This window comes from Pseudomonas sp. NFX1 (genome assembly GCF_051123555.1).
Taxonomy (GTDB): domain Bacteria; phylum Pseudomonadota; class Gammaproteobacteria; order Pseudomonadales; family Pseudomonadaceae; genus Aquipseudomonas; species Aquipseudomonas capeferrum.
Window position 1 is genome coordinate 2,225,633 of sequence record NZ_CP169366.1, and the last position, 12,686, is coordinate 2,238,318.

At 65.8% G+C, this 12,686-nt stretch carries 12 protein-coding genes and 1 riboswitch; of the genes, 4 read left to right on the top strand and 8 right to left on the bottom strand.

Annotation, left to right across the window (positions count from 1 at the left end):
• Window positions 1-5: 5 nt before the first annotated feature.
• From DJ563_RS09705 to DJ563_RS09720, 4 genes are read right to left on the bottom strand one after another with little or no spacing between them, the layout of a single operon-like run.
• Window positions 6-1,025, bottom strand: a complete 1,020-nt coding sequence (locus DJ563_RS09705; protein ID WP_434519382.1) for a FecCD family ABC transporter permease — start codon at window positions 1,023-1,025, stop codon at window positions 6-8.
• Complete coding sequence (locus DJ563_RS09710) at window positions 1,022-1,990, bottom strand: ABC transporter substrate-binding protein (protein WP_434519383.1); 969 nt, start codon at window positions 1,988-1,990, stop codon at window positions 1,022-1,024. The genes DJ563_RS09705 and DJ563_RS09710 overlap by 4 nt, the downstream gene beginning before the upstream one ends.
• A complete protein-coding gene (locus DJ563_RS09715; RefSeq protein WP_274099096.1) occupies window positions 1,987-2,772 on the bottom strand; it encodes an ABC transporter ATP-binding protein in 786 nt (261 codons plus the stop codon). The genes DJ563_RS09710 and DJ563_RS09715 overlap by 4 nt, the downstream gene beginning before the upstream one ends.
• Window positions 2,773-2,818: 46 nt before the next feature.
• On the bottom strand, window positions 2,819-4,957 hold the full coding sequence (locus DJ563_RS09720) for a TonB-dependent receptor (protein ID WP_434519384.1): 2,139 nt from the start codon (window positions 4,955-4,957) through the stop codon (window positions 2,819-2,821).
• 108 nt (window positions 4,958-5,065) lie between these two features.
• Window positions 5,066-5,272, bottom strand: a riboswitch (cobalamin riboswitch).
• A 125-nt stretch (window positions 5,273-5,397) separates the two neighbouring features.
• On the opposite strand from DJ563_RS09720, the gene DJ563_RS09725 reads away from it, so the two are divergent.
• Window positions 5,398-6,744, top strand: coding sequence for a cation:proton antiporter (locus tag DJ563_RS09725; protein WP_434519385.1), 1,347 nt, complete (start codon window positions 5,398-5,400; stop codon window positions 6,742-6,744).
• Between the two features lie 47 nt (window positions 6,745-6,791).
• On the opposite strand, the gene DJ563_RS09730 is transcribed toward DJ563_RS09725, so the two are convergent.
• The 4 genes from DJ563_RS09730 to DJ563_RS09745 form a co-directional block, all read right to left on the bottom strand.
• On the bottom strand, window positions 6,792-7,598 hold the full coding sequence (locus tag DJ563_RS09730; RefSeq protein ID WP_033698680.1) for a DUF3618 domain-containing protein: 807 nt from the start codon (window positions 7,596-7,598) through the stop codon (window positions 6,792-6,794).
• A complete protein-coding gene (locus tag DJ563_RS09735) occupies window positions 7,595-8,023 on the bottom strand; it encodes a phage holin family protein (RefSeq protein WP_434519386.1) in 429 nt (142 codons plus the stop codon). Before DJ563_RS09735 ends, DJ563_RS09730 begins: the two co-directional genes overlap by 4 nt.
• Window positions 8,023-8,622, bottom strand: a complete 600-nt coding sequence (locus tag DJ563_RS09740; protein ID WP_274099092.1) for a hypothetical protein — start codon at window positions 8,620-8,622, stop codon at window positions 8,023-8,025. Before DJ563_RS09740 ends, DJ563_RS09735 begins: the two co-directional genes overlap by 1 nt.
• A gap of 189 nt (window positions 8,623-8,811) precedes the next feature.
• On the bottom strand, window positions 8,812-9,582 hold the full coding sequence (locus DJ563_RS09745; RefSeq protein ID WP_434519387.1) for an IclR family transcriptional regulator domain-containing protein: 771 nt from the start codon (window positions 9,580-9,582) through the stop codon (window positions 8,812-8,814).
• A gap of 172 nt (window positions 9,583-9,754) precedes the next feature.
• On the opposite strand from DJ563_RS09745, the gene DJ563_RS09750 reads away from it, so the two are divergent.
• The 3 genes from DJ563_RS09750 to DJ563_RS09760 all read left to right on the top strand — a co-directional run bounded on the left by DJ563_RS09750 (window position 9,755) and on the right by DJ563_RS09760 (window position 12,684).
• Window positions 9,755-10,564, top strand: a complete 810-nt coding sequence (locus DJ563_RS09750; protein WP_434519388.1) for a shikimate dehydrogenase family protein — start codon at window positions 9,755-9,757, stop codon at window positions 10,562-10,564.
• 86 nt (window positions 10,565-10,650) lie between these two features.
• Window positions 10,651-10,971, top strand: a complete 321-nt coding sequence (locus DJ563_RS09755; RefSeq protein WP_434519389.1) for an NIPSNAP family protein — start codon at window positions 10,651-10,653, stop codon at window positions 10,969-10,971.
• Between the two features lie 33 nt (window positions 10,972-11,004).
• Window positions 11,005-12,684 carry an FAD-dependent oxidoreductase gene (locus DJ563_RS09760; protein WP_434519390.1) on the top strand — a complete coding sequence of 560 codons (1,680 nt, stop codon included), beginning with the start codon at window positions 11,005-11,007 and terminating at the stop codon, window positions 12,682-12,684.
• Window positions 12,685-12,686 lie beyond the last annotated feature (2 nt).

Consider the following 12,686-nt stretch of genomic DNA (forward strand, 5'->3'; position numbering starts at 1 on the left):
GCCGTTCAGCGCTTGAGCAGGGCAATGAAAAACAACCCGCCAAGCGCTGCGGTGGCAATGCCGATGGGCAGGTCTTGCGGGGCGATCAAAGTGCGTGCAGCCACATCCACCCAAATCAGAAAAATCGCCCCCAGCAGTGCACTCACCGGCATCAGCCGGCGGTTTTCCGCACCCACCAGCGCCCGCGCCATGTGCGGCACCATCAGGCCGACGAAGCCGATGGCGCCCGACAGCGATACCAGTACGCCGGTCAGCAGCGAGGTGCAGGTGAACACCTGCAGGCGCAGGCGTCGGCCGTTGAAACCCAGGCTCAGCGCCGTCTGCTCACCACTCATCAGCGCATTCAAGCCACGCCCCAGCACTTGCAGTGTGACCAGCCCCAGCACCACGCACAGTGCCGGCAGCCAGATGACATGCCAGCGCGCCGCGCCCAGGCCACCCAGCATCCAGAACACCACCGAAGCGGCGGCATGCTGATCGCCCGTGTACAACAGCAGGTTGACCACCGCCATCAGCACAAACGACACGGCGACGCCCGCCAACAGCAGGCGGTCGCTGTCCATACGGCCATTGCGCCGGGCCACGCCAATCACCAGCAACATACTCGCTGCCGCGCCCATGAACGCCGCCAGTGGCAAGCTGAAGACCCCAATGAACTCGCCCAGGTAGAGCATCACCAGCACTGCCCCCAGCGCCGCCCCCGAGCTGACACCCAACAGGTGCGGGTCTGCCAGGGGGTTGCGGGTCACGGCTTGCAGCGCGCTGCCGACCAGCGCCAGGCCGGCACCCACCAAAGCCCCCAGCAACACCCGGGGCGCGCGGATCAGCCAGACGATATGGGCCTGGCTCTGGCTCCACTCACCCGGCATGTCGATGCCCAGTTGCTGGCCGACAATACCGGCAACCTTGGCCAACGGCACCGACGCGGGGCCAAAGGCAAGGGCGATCAGGCACGACAGCAGCAACACCACGCTCAGCAGCACGATCAGCCACCGGTACGCCGCAGTGCTGTGCCCGACCCTCATCGGGCAGCACCTTGGAACAACGGGGGATGCAATGCATCGGCAAGTTTTTCGATGGCCACTGCGTTCTCCACGGACGGCGTCACCTCCAGGTAAGTCAGCACAATGAAGCGCTGATCACGAATCGCCCGCACGTCTTTCAACGCAGGTTGGCGCAGCAGGAAGTCGCGCTTCTGCTGCCAGGTGCTGGGGCCGTAGTCGACGATCAGAATGACCTCCGGGTCGCGCTCCACCACGCTTTCCCAGTTCACCTCGGTCCAGCTGGCGGCCACATCGTCCATCACGTTGCGCCCGCCGGCGGCTTCGATCAGGGCCTGGGGCACGCCAAGCCTTCCCGAGGTGGTCGGGCGGTCTTCGCCACTGTCATAAAGGAACACCCGTGGCATGTACTGCGCCTGCCCGACCCGATGCTGCACTTCACCGATACGCGCGCGCATGCTGGCGATCACGCGGTCGGCCTGGGGCTCGACCGAGAATATCCGCCCCAGGTTGCCCAGGTCGCGGTAGACATCGTCCAGGCTGGCCCGCTGCTGGGCCATGACCCACGAGCACGACTCGCTCAGCTCGTACACCGGGATGGCAAAAGGCGCGAGGGTGCTGGGGGTCACCGGGCCGCCAACCTGCATGCCGTAGTTCCAGCCGGCAAAAAACAGATCGGCTTCAGCCGCCAGCAAGGTTTCGATGGCCGGGTAGCGGCTGGCCAGCTGCGGCACGCCCTGCAGTGCCGTGTCCAGCCACGGGTCGCGATGCTTGCGGGCGCTGAAACCGGTGTAGCCGACGATGCGCTCGCGCAGCCCCAGGTGCAGCAGCATTGCGCTCATGTTCACATCGTGCACCACCACCCGCTGCGGTGCCTGGCTGAACGTCACGTCGCGGTCACAGCTGCGCACGCTCAAGGGGTAGTCGCTGGCCGCGGCAGGCAGCGCGGTCAGGATCGACAGCAAGCCGATCAGGTAGCGAAGGGTCATGGTCGTGTGATCCAGGTAATACGTGGGTAAGGGTGCAGGGGGTGGCGGTCGACCAGCGCCTCGACACCGAAGACCTGCCTGAGCAGGCCGGGGGTCAGCACCGCTTGCGGCGTGCCGCTGGCGACAAGGCGCCCGCCGTCGATGACGTACAGCCGATCACAGAACGCGGCCGCCAGGTTAAGGTCGTGAAAGCTGGCCAGAATGCTCAGGCCCAGGCTGCGCAGGTGCTGGAGCAGCTCCAGCTGGTAGCGTGGGTCCAGGTGGTTGGTCGGCTCATCGAGCATCAGCAACTGCGGTGCCTGCACCAAGGCCCGGGCCAGCAGCACGCGCTGTTTCTCGCCCCCGGACAGGCTGGCAAACGCCCGCTCGCGCTGCTCGGCAAGGCCCACCTGCGCAAGTGCCTGCGCTACGTGCCGGGCATCCTCGGCACTGTCGCCATCGAACAGGCCCTTGTGCGGCGCGCGGCCCATGGCAACCACCTCGGCAACGCTCAAGCCGAACTCATCGGGGAACTCCTGCAGCACCACCGCGATGCGTTGTGCGCACCAACGCGCGCTGCGCTGCCAGATGTCATCCGCGCCAAGGCTCACCCGGCCTAGGTCAGGTGGGTTGGCGCGGTAGGCGCAGCGCAGCAGGCTGGTCTTGCCGCTGCCATTGGGACCGATCAGGCCGACGAACTCGCCCTGCCCCACGTGCAGGTCCACGCCTTGCAACAGCGGGCGCGGTGCCCGCCCCCGTTCCTGCGGGGCCCAGGCGAGGGCCTCGATGTGCAGTTGCGTCATGGGCATCACCTCCAGGAGGCACCGGCCAAAGACCGGTGCGACAGGCTCAGAAGCTGTAGTCAGCCGTGACGAAGAATGAGCGCGGCTCACCCAGGTACCACTGCCGGCCGTTGTTACCGGTGGTGATGGCGTACTGGCGATCGAACAGGTTGTTCAACTGCAGGCCCAGGGTCAGGTCCGGTTGCACGTGCCAGTCGACAGTGGCGTCGACCACGGTGTAGCTGGGCACCTGAACGGTATTGGCGTTGTCGGCGTAACGGCTGTCGACATAACGCGCCCCGGCACCGGCACTGAAGCGTTGGCCGAAGTCCTTGCTCAACCACAGGTTGGCGGAACGGCGTGGCACCTCGGTGGGCTGGTTGCCGGAATAGTCGTCGGTACCATTGGTAAATTCGTCATACTCTGCCCGCACCCAGGCGGCGTTGGCGGACAGCTGCACGTCGTAGGGCAGGCGCAGTTCGAGGGTGGCTTCGATACCGTCCGACGACTGCTGGCCGACCTGCTGTTGCAGCGTCGGGTTGAGCGGGTCGGTGCTCAGCAGCTTTTTCTTGACGATGTGGTACGCCGCCAAGGTCCACTCCCCTCGCCCCTCGGGCAGCATCTGCTTGATGCCCACTTCGGTTTGCTTGGCGGTGCTCAGGTCCCACTGCTGCTGAGCGGCGTCGAGGGTCAGCAGGTCGCTTACGCCTTCGGTACTGGTGGCGTACTGGCCGTAGACCGACAGGTCTTCGGTAACCGCGAACACCAGCCCGGCGCGCCAGTTGTTGCCGGACAAGCTGCGGTCGGTGCGGGTATCGGTATCCAGGTCGTCGCTGTGCAAGTGCACCTGGTCGCGGCGCACACCGGTGATCAGCGACAGGCGCTCGGTCAACTGCGTGCGGTTCTCGGCGAACAGCGAAAACTGCTTGGCCTGGTTGGCTTCGCGCGAGCGGAAGGGGTCGTTGCTGATGTATTCGCCGCCCCCCGAACCCGACAACGGCACCGTATCGGTCAGGGTGTTGCCGAAGTCGTGTTTGCGCACGAAGCGGATCGTGTTGTAGTCGGCGCCCACCACGGTCTGGCTGTCCAGGCCGAACAGCGAGTGTTGCAAGGTGAACGACTGGCGGTCACCGAGCTGTTCCTGGGTCTGCTTGATGCTGATGAAGCTGCTGCGGCGCACCTGGTCACCTGGCAACCAGGTGTAGGTCTCGGCGTTGCGCCAGCGACGCTGGGCCTTGAGGAAGTACAACTGGTTGCTGGCGGTCAGGTTGTCGTTGATCACCCAGTCGGTCACCAGGCGCGTGGACTGGTCGTTGTAATGCAGCTCGGCGTTGTCGACGTTGTAATTGTGATCGCGCAGCGACTCGCGGTAGTGCCCACCCACCAACGGCGTACCCATGTATTGCTGCGGGTTCTGGTCACCGTAGTCGTGGCTGAGGGTGAAGCTCAGCTCATCACTGGGCTGCCAGCGCAGCGAGCCGCTGATGGCGAGGCTCTGCGAGTCGCCGCGGTCGACCCAGCCGTTGCTGGCCTGTTTGTTCAGGTTCAGGCGATAGCTCAAGGTATCGGTCAGCGAACCACCGCTGTCCAGGGCCATCTGCCGGCGGTCATCCGAGCCGTAGCCCAGGCGCAGGTGGTTGCGGATTTCACCCTCGAACGGCTTCTTCGGCACCACGTTGATCACCGCGCCGGTGGCGCCCTCCCCGTACAGCACCGATGCCGGGCCGCGCAGCACATCGATGCGCTCTACCGACCAGGTGTCCACCGGGAAGGTCACCGTGCCGGCGCCTACGTACAGCCGGGTGCCGTCGTACAGCTGCATGGTCGAACTGTGCCCGGTAAAGCCACGGGCCGACAGCGCCGTGCCGCCGTTGCCGGGGGTGCCGATGAAGGTGATGCCGGGCGAACGGGTAACCGCGTCCTGAACCGTTGCGTTGTTGCGCTTGAGGATTTGCTCGGCACTGATGCTGGTCACGCTGGCGGGTGTTTCCAGCGGCGTCAGGCCAAGCCGCGAGCCACTGGTGCCTGGGGTATGCAGGTCGGGCTGCGGGTTGCGCTCGGCCGTGCCGGTAATGTCCGTGGCCGGCAGCGCCAGGGCGTTGTCCGCCTCGGCGGCGTGGGCTGCAACGCTAAGGAAAACACAGGGCACCAGGCTTGCATGCAGCAGCGGGCCTGGCAAAGAACTGAACAGCGAATAACGGGACATGTCGTTCCACTTGAAGCAGGAATGAAAGAATCCCGGGGGAACAACGCAAAGGGGCATCGCAGGCGCGCACGCCTACGGAAACCGGCCTGCGCCCGCCCACCGCGGGTTTGCCAAACGATGCTTCAGGCCGGTCTCCGGGCTCGCGAGGGGCATGAAGCATTCACCTTCCCATGCCGTGGCACAGTGGTGTGTTGAATGCTTCGCTCGCATACCGTTGCGGGGGCAGCGCCGGACTGATCATCGCTCGATGACGAACCGGCTTCCCGTTTCACCCCATGCACGGCGGCAGGGGGCACCTGAAACAGGCGCGCAGATGACCATCAAAATGCCGCTACGTCAACCGCCCTGTACAGCGCAAAGGCGCTGCTACGCGACAGCAACGGCTAGACTGACTGTCTGTACCCGCGTCACAACCCGACTCGCTGGAGGCACCTGCGCACATGAGTTTCATTGTCTGGGTGGCCATGCTCGGCGCCGTCTTGCTGCTGCTGGCGCTGACTTCCTCTTACCTGCGCTGGATCCCTGTCACCACCTCGGTGGTGTGCCTGGGGCTGGGCGTAGGCCTTGGCCCGGGCGGCCTCGGGCTGCTGCAACTCGACCTGCCCCAGGCCAGCGGCTGGATGGAGCACCTGACCGAGGTCGCTGTGTTGTTTTCCCTGTTCGTCAGCGGCCTCAAGCTGCGCCTGCCGCTGAGCAGCCGCAGTTGGCGGGTGGCCTTCTTCCTGGCCGGGCCCGTGATGCTGGCCTGCATCGCGGGGGTCAGTCTGGTGCTGCACTACGGCCTGCACCTGGGCTGGGGGGTGTCGGTGCTGATTGGCGCCATCCTGGCCCCGACCGACCCGGTGCTGGCCACGCTGGTACAGGTCAACGACGCGCAGGACTACGACCGGGTGCGCTTCAGCCTGTCGGGCGAAGCGGGGCTCAACGATGGCATCGCCTTTCCGTTCGTGATCCTCGGCCTGCTGCTGGTGCAGGGCGCCGAAGGCAGCCAGTGGCTTACCGACTGGCTGTTGCAGGACGTGCTGTGGGCGGTACCCGCAGGCTTGCTCAGTGGCTACTGGATGGGGCGCGGCCTTGGGCACTTGAGCCTGTACCTGCGCACCCAGCATGCCGACAGCACGCTTTCGCCCAACGACTACCTGGCACTGGCGCTGATTGCCATGGCTTATGTGGTCGCCGACCTGATCCATGGCTATGGCTTTCTCGCGGTATTCGCGGCGGGGCTCGGCCTGCGACAGGCCGAGGTGCACACCAGCCCCACCCCGCAAGCGCCCGCCGAGCACCTTGTACAGCCCGTCGTCGGTCACCAGCATGTCGCCCCGGAGCATGCGGTGAAAGGGGATATCGCCGCACTGGAAGACACACAGGTCGCAGCGGGCATCATGCTCGGCGACATGCTCTCGTTCGGCGGGCTGGTGGAGCGGGCGATGGAGGTCTTTCTGGTGACGTTGCTCGGGGTCGTGTTGATCGAGCACTGGGACTGGCGAGCCCTGGTCGTCGGCGCGGCGCTGTTCGTGATCATTCGGCCACTGAGCACGCTGCTGATCCCCGGGCACGGCCTGCTGGACCTGCGCCAGCGCGGCCTGCTTGGCTGGTTCGGCATACGCGGTATCGGTAGCCTCTACTACCTGTTCTACGCGCTCAATCACGACATGCTGCCCAGCGTCGCCACTTCGAGTACCAACCTCACGTTGTCGGTGGTGGCGCTGAGCATCGTGGTGCATGGGCTAAGCGTCCAACCCCTGCTGGCGCGTTACGAAGCCGGCCGCAAACGCCGCGGCCAATAATCCCCCAGGGGGGGCGTCGCCCGCTGGCAGCGACGCCCCCGGAGGTTTCAGGACGGGAAGCCCAACCCCGAAGACAAGTCAGTGTCCGCCGTTCGATGCGTGCCCGTGGGCGCCTCTTTCGCGGTGGCTTCCCTTACCGACTCTTTTACCGCCTCCTTGGCTTGCTCACCCTTGGCCTTCAGCGTGTCGGTCAAGCGGTCACTGCTGGCGCCCATCAGCTCGTCCTCTTTACGGGTGCCGGGCAGTGCCGCACCCAAGGCTGCACCCAAGGCTATGCCCAGCGCGGCCAGTACCAAGGGCTGCTCCTTGAGCAACTGATCGAACTGGCCCTTCAGCGCCGTGGCCTGGTCACCGATCTGCTGGGCGCTGCCACGCAGGCTGTCAGCCGACCCGTGCACCGTGTCGCGCGCGCCCTGCCCCAGCTCGCCGGCCCGGTCACGCAGGTCATGGGCCTTGCTGCTCACGGCGTGGCCGGCATCGTGCAGCGCCTCGGTGGCATGGGCAAAAGCCCCCTTCACGCTGTCGACCGCATCACCCAGCTTTTCCCCCAGGCCGGGGCCAGTGTGCGCAGGGCCAGGGTTGAACGGGCGATTCTGATTGAAGCCCAGCCACGCCAGGCCAAGCACCGTGAGGGTGGTCGGAACGGGGTTGTTCTTCAAGGTGGTGCCCAGGTTATGGAAGAACTCGCCGCCGCTGCCCTTGCTGTAAGCCAGTACCTGGTCCATCAGTTGGCCTGGGCTCAGGCGCTGCTCCAGGGCATCGACCAGGTCACTGATATGCTCGCGCTTGGCATTGATCTGTTGCTCGAGCAGGTCAGGGTCTTTCTGCGTTTCTTGCTCGAAAGAAGTGCTCATGGCAGTTTCCTCTTCAGCGCGTCCTTGTCCTGCTGCAGGGCATGCAGCGTGCGATCGGGGGCCAGGTGAGCTGGCTCGAACTGCTTCTTGCCGGCCTGCAGCATGATGAACCCGATGATCACCGTTACCGCCCCGACGATAAGCGCTGCAAGCCAGGGCACGAGCACCATCGACAAGGCATACACCGCTGCCAGCAGCAGGATGATGAAGCCCGCCAACAGCACGATGGCCCCTACCGCCACCGCTGCCGTACCGGCCTTCAAGGCGTTGAGATTGCGTTGCAGTTCGGCCTTGGCCAGGGCCAGCTCCTGGGTGAACAGTTCTGGGATTTCGCGCATCAACTGACGCAGCAAACCGCCCACCCCGACCGTGTCCTCTGCCGGGGTATGTAGCCCCGGCGCAGGTTGTAGAGGGTCCTTGTTCATCATTCACCTCCTTTGAGCGGGTCACGCTCCAATGGGCCACCGCTTACCGGCGTGCCGCCGCCCATGCCGACAGGGTCGACCGGGGTGTAAGGTTTGTGCGTGGACACGTCGCTGGCGCGGTCCGGCATCGGCGCAGCGGCGTGCCTGGGCTCGCTGCTGCGTTGCCCTGGCACCGGCGACGGCGCCGTGGTGGCGTGGCTGGCGCTGGCGCGCAGAAAGCGGGACAAGGCAAACCCTGCCGCCACACTGCCAGCCAGGAACAGCGCCGGGTTGTCCCGCGCCAGGCGAGACCCTCGGTGCAGCAGGTCCTCAGCACTTTCATGGCGGATTTGCTCGGCAAAATTGCCCATCCACTCGGCAGCTTCGCCCAGGTAATGGGAAAGCCCCAGGCTGTCGTTGCCCTGCAACGCGGATGCGGCCGAGCGTGCACCCTGTTGCAAGGAGTCGAGTTGCTCGGCGGCTGTGGTGCGGTAGTGCTCGTACTGCTCGGTGCCCTGGTGCTTTGCCTCGCTCAGCAGGGCGCCGGCCTCGTCGGTAATGGCGTGCAGGTGATCCTGGGGGCTGCTCGGCGGTGCTGCCGAGCCTTGATCGCGTTCCATGGTCATATCCCTCGCAAATGAACAACCGGCAGGTGCCGGACTGTGTGCCTTCATTCGGGGGACGTAGCGCTGGGGCCGGGAGTTCAGTCAGAGTGATCGGCAGCCATTGCCCTCTGCACCAATGGCCTGCACGGGGTTTACTGGGGGGCAAAGCTTAAGTTTGTCGGGGCCGCCAGGTCAGACTGCAGATCAACCAACCACTGGCCTCAACAACACCTGCGCTTCATACAGCGGCGGCAAATAGCGCAGCCGTATCTCGTCAACGCTCAACCGTGAGGCGTGGGTGGTGATCGTCAGGGTCGCCTTCAATTCACCGCTGCGGTCCAGCAGCGGCACGCCCAGCACGCGCATGCCGACTTCATACTCCTGGTCGACGATGCAGAAGCCCTGCTGGCGTACACGTTGCAGCGCTTGCTCCAGTAGCGCCCTGTCTGTCTGCGTGTAGGGTGTGAGCTGGCGTAACGGGTTGCGCGAGAAATACGCGTCGCGCGCCGCCTCGCTCAGCGTGGCCAGCCAGATTCGCCCCCCGGCCGTGCAGTACATCGGCACCCGCGAACCGGGCCTGATCGACAACGAGGCGATGTGGCTGTACCGGCTGCGCACCAGGTGGATGATTTCATCGCCGTCTCGAGTGCCGACAGAGACATGTTCCTGGGTCTGCCGGGCAACCTGCTCGACGATGGGCCGCAGCATGCGCGGCAGTTGCGCCGAATCCACGTAGGCCTGGCCAATGCGCAGCGCCTTGGGCGTGAGCCAGTAATGGCGGCTATCGGTGTCGGCAAAGCCTTCGTGTACCAAGGTCAGCAGGAAGCGCCGCGCAGCGCTGGGGGTAAGGCCTGACTGCCTGGCCGCCTGTGGCACGGTCAGGCGCGGCTGATCGACGCTGAACAGCTGCATCAACGCCAGGCCTTTCTGCAAGCCGGCGATCAGGTCGCGGGGGTGTATCTGCGGTTTGTCCATGCCTTCACCTCGTGCGGTCTGTCGTGATCCGGGCTGTACATTGTTCAGCACTCTGGTTCGATAATCGCCAGGCCACTGCGATTATCGCACTACTTGCCCGACAAGCGCATTGTCCCCCATCCCCTCTCACGCCACCCTTGCCTGCACAACAACAGCAAGCACGGAGGTCAGCATGATTCGGGGTTCGACAGAACTGGTCGCCATCGTCGGTTCACCCATCGCCCAGGTGAAATCGCCTGAAAACTTCAACACCTGGTTCGCCAGCCATGGCTGCGACCTGGCGATGCTCCCCATCGACTTGCAGGAAACGGCGCTGGACGCCTTCGTCGACAGCCTGCGGGGCTGGCGCAACCTGCGCGGTTGCGTGGTCACCGTGCCCTACAAACAGGCGCTGGCCACGCGCCTGGACGGGCTGAGCGAACGCGCTGGCGCACTGGGCTCGGTCAATGTGGTGCGGCGCGGCAGCGACGGGTGCCTGCTGGGCGACAACGTCGACGGCGCAGGCTTCCTCAGCGCCGCGCGCAAGCAGGGCTTTCAGCCGGCGGGCAAACGCGCACTGGTGATCGGCAGTGGTGGGGTCGGCAGCGCCATCGCTTATGCCCTGGGTGAGGCTGGCGTGGGCCAGGTCACCCTGAGCGACCCCTGCTCGGCACGGGCGGGCGCGCTTTGCGAACTGCTTGGCAACACCTTCCCCAACCTCGAAGTCGCTACCCAATACCACTCGCTGGAGGCGTTCGACCTGCTGGTCAACGCTTCGCCCGTCGGCATGGGCGGCAGCGACGAGCTGCCTCTGCCTGGCGCCCTGCTGGACACCCTGCAGCCCTGCACCCTGGTTGCCGACGTGGTCACTTCGCCAGAGATCACCCCCTTGCTGCACAGGGCACGTCAGCTCGGTTGTGCGATCCAGACCGGGCCACAGATGGCCTTTGCCCAACTCGGACTGCTCGGCGCCTTCATGGGCGTCACCCCGCTGGAGATCTGAGGCCCTGCCCTCACCGTCGGCTGGCTCGTCGCCAACCCTATTGCCGAACGCCTGTAGGCGTCGGCCCCTCATCCGGAGACTGTCGCATGTATTTTGAACTGAGAACCTACACCCTCGACCCGCTGAAAATGGCCGACTGGCTGGCCCTGTACCAGAGCCATGCGCTGGCGGTGCAGAGCGAACACCTGGGCAACCTGGTCGGCTTTTTCACCAGCGAATTCGGCGAGGTCAACCAGGTGGTGCACCTGTGGGGCTATGCCAGCCTCGACGAGCGCATGCAGCGCCGCACAGCGATGGCTGCGGACCCGCGCTGGGCGGAGTTCTCCAAGCGCAATCGCGAACTGGGCGCCGTGCTGCGCTTGCAATCGCGGCTAATGCGCCCGACCGGCTTTTCGCCCCTGCAGTGAATGCCTTGCCCCCAACCTGACCGGAGCGCACCCATGCAATCCCTGGAATGTGACGTACTTGTCCTCGGCTCCGGTGCCTCTGGCCTGGCTGCCGCAGTAACCGCCGCGCATCATGGCCTGAAGGTGATCGTCGCCGAAAAGGCCAGCCAGTTCGGCGGCACCAGCGCCTGGTCGGGGGGCTGGTTGTGGATACCCCGCAACCCGCTGGCCATCGCCGAAGGCATCGTCGAAACCGACGATGCGCCCGAACGCTACCTGCGCGCGCAAACCCACGTCGCCGAGCTGGGCCCACGCCAGCTGGCGTTCTTGCGCCATGGGCCGGAAATGGTGGCGTTCTTTCAACAGCACACCGCTGTGCAGTTCCAGTCCGGCACGAAGATGCCCGACATGCACGAGGGCGACGGCAGCGCACAGGGTGGGCGCTCCCTGTGCGCGCAGCCATTCGACGGGCGCCTGCTCGGGCACTGGGTGCACCGCCTTCGCCCCCCTTTGGACATCGTCAGCCTGGCCGGCATGGGCATCGCCGGTGGGGCGGACATGGCCGCGTTCTTCAATGCCAGCCGTTCGCCCAAGGCCGCCTGGCACGTCGGCGAGCGCCTGCTGCGCCATGGGCGCGACTTGCTACTGCATCGTCGCGGCCTGCACCTGGTCAACGGCAATGCGCTGGTGGCGCGCCTGCTGCGCAGCGCCCTCGACCTGGGCGTGACGCTGCTGCATGCGCGACAGGCCACCGGCTTGCTCAGGGATGGGCGCATCACTGGCGTTCAGTTCAGCGATGGTCAGGTGATCCACACACGACGCGGTGTGGTGCTGGCCTGCGGCGGGTTCCCGCATGACCGCCAGCGCATCGCGCAACTGATACCCCATGCGCCCGAAGGCGATCGCCACTACTCCGCTGCACCATTACAAAACAGCGGCGACGGCCTGCGCCTGGGCGAGCAGGTTGGCGCACAAGTCGTCACCACGGCGGCCCACGCCGGGGCCTGGGCGCCGGTGTCACAGGTGCCACGAAGCGACGGCAGCTTCGGCCATTTTCCGCACCTGATCGACCGTGCGAAGCCCGGTTTCATTGCCGTGCGCCGTGACGGCCGGCGGTTCGTCAACGAGGCCGACAGCTACCATGCTTTCATGAATGCGCTGTTCGCGGCCACGCCGCCAGGCGAGGCACCTGAGGCCTGGCTGATCTGCGATCACGCCGCGCAACGCCGACATGGCATCGGCTGGGCCAAGCCGTTCCCCTTCCCTACCGGCTTCTATGAACGGCGTGGCTACCTGTTCAGTGGCCCTAACCTGGCACAGTTGGCCGCACGCTGCGGGATCGACGCCCAGCAACTGCAGCGCAGCGTGGCACGGTTCAACCACCACGCGGCGCAGGGCGCAGACCCGGACTACCAGCGTGGCGCCTCGCGCTACAACCGCGCGCAGGGCGACCCGCTGCAAGCGCCCAACCCGTCACTGCGGCCCCTGCTGCACGGCCCCTTTCATGCGGTGAAGCTGCTGCCGGGCAGCCTGGGGACGTTCGCCGGCCTGTGCACGGAGGCTTCGGCCCAGGTCCTGGACAGCGAACAGCGCCCGATACCCGGCCTCTACGCAGTCGGCAACGATATGCACAGCATCATGGGCGGGCACTACCCAAGCGGCGGCATCACCCTTGGCCCCGGCATGACCTTCGGCTACCTGGCAGGCAAAGCGCTGTGCGGCCCCGCGACTTAGCG

Excerpts from the sequence above, each read along its gene's own strand:
- DJ563_RS09710 (WP_434519383.1), bottom strand. The coding sequence starts at position 1,990 with ATGACCCTTCGCTACCTGATCGGCTTGCTGTCGATCCTGACCGCGCTG.
- DJ563_RS09760 (WP_434519390.1), top strand. The coding sequence starts at position 11,005 with ATGCAATCCCTGGAATGTGACGTACTTGTCCTCGGCTCCGGTGCCTCT.
- DJ563_RS09750 (WP_434519388.1), top strand. The coding sequence starts at position 9,755 with ATGATTCGGGGTTCGACAGAACTGGTCGCCATCGTCGGTTCACCCATC.
- DJ563_RS09745 (WP_434519387.1), bottom strand. The coding sequence starts at position 9,582 with ATGGACAAACCGCAGATACACCCCCGCGACCTGATCGCCGGCTTGCAG.
- DJ563_RS09720 (WP_434519384.1), bottom strand. The coding sequence starts at position 4,957 with ATGTCCCGTTATTCGCTGTTCAGTTCTTTGCCAGGCCCGCTGCTGCAT.
- DJ563_RS09735 (WP_434519386.1), bottom strand. The coding sequence starts at position 8,023 with ATGAACAAGGACCCTCTACAACCTGCGCCGGGGCTACATACCCCGGCA.
- DJ563_RS09730 (WP_033698680.1), bottom strand. The coding sequence starts at position 7,598 with ATGAGCACTTCTTTCGAGCAAGAAACGCAGAAAGACCCTGACCTGCTC.
- DJ563_RS09705 (WP_434519382.1), bottom strand. The coding sequence starts at position 1,025 with ATGAGGGTCGGGCACAGCACTGCGGCGTACCGGTGGCTGATCGTGCTG.
- DJ563_RS09715 (WP_274099096.1), bottom strand. The coding sequence starts at position 2,772 with ATGACGCAACTGCACATCGAGGCCCTCGCCTGGGCCCCGCAGGAACGG.
- DJ563_RS09755 (WP_434519389.1), top strand. The coding sequence starts at position 10,651 with ATGTATTTTGAACTGAGAACCTACACCCTCGACCCGCTGAAAATGGCC.
- DJ563_RS09725 (WP_434519385.1), top strand. The coding sequence starts at position 5,398 with ATGAGTTTCATTGTCTGGGTGGCCATGCTCGGCGCCGTCTTGCTGCTG.
- DJ563_RS09740 (WP_274099092.1), bottom strand. The coding sequence starts at position 8,622 with ATGGAACGCGATCAAGGCTCGGCAGCACCGCCGAGCAGCCCCCAGGAT.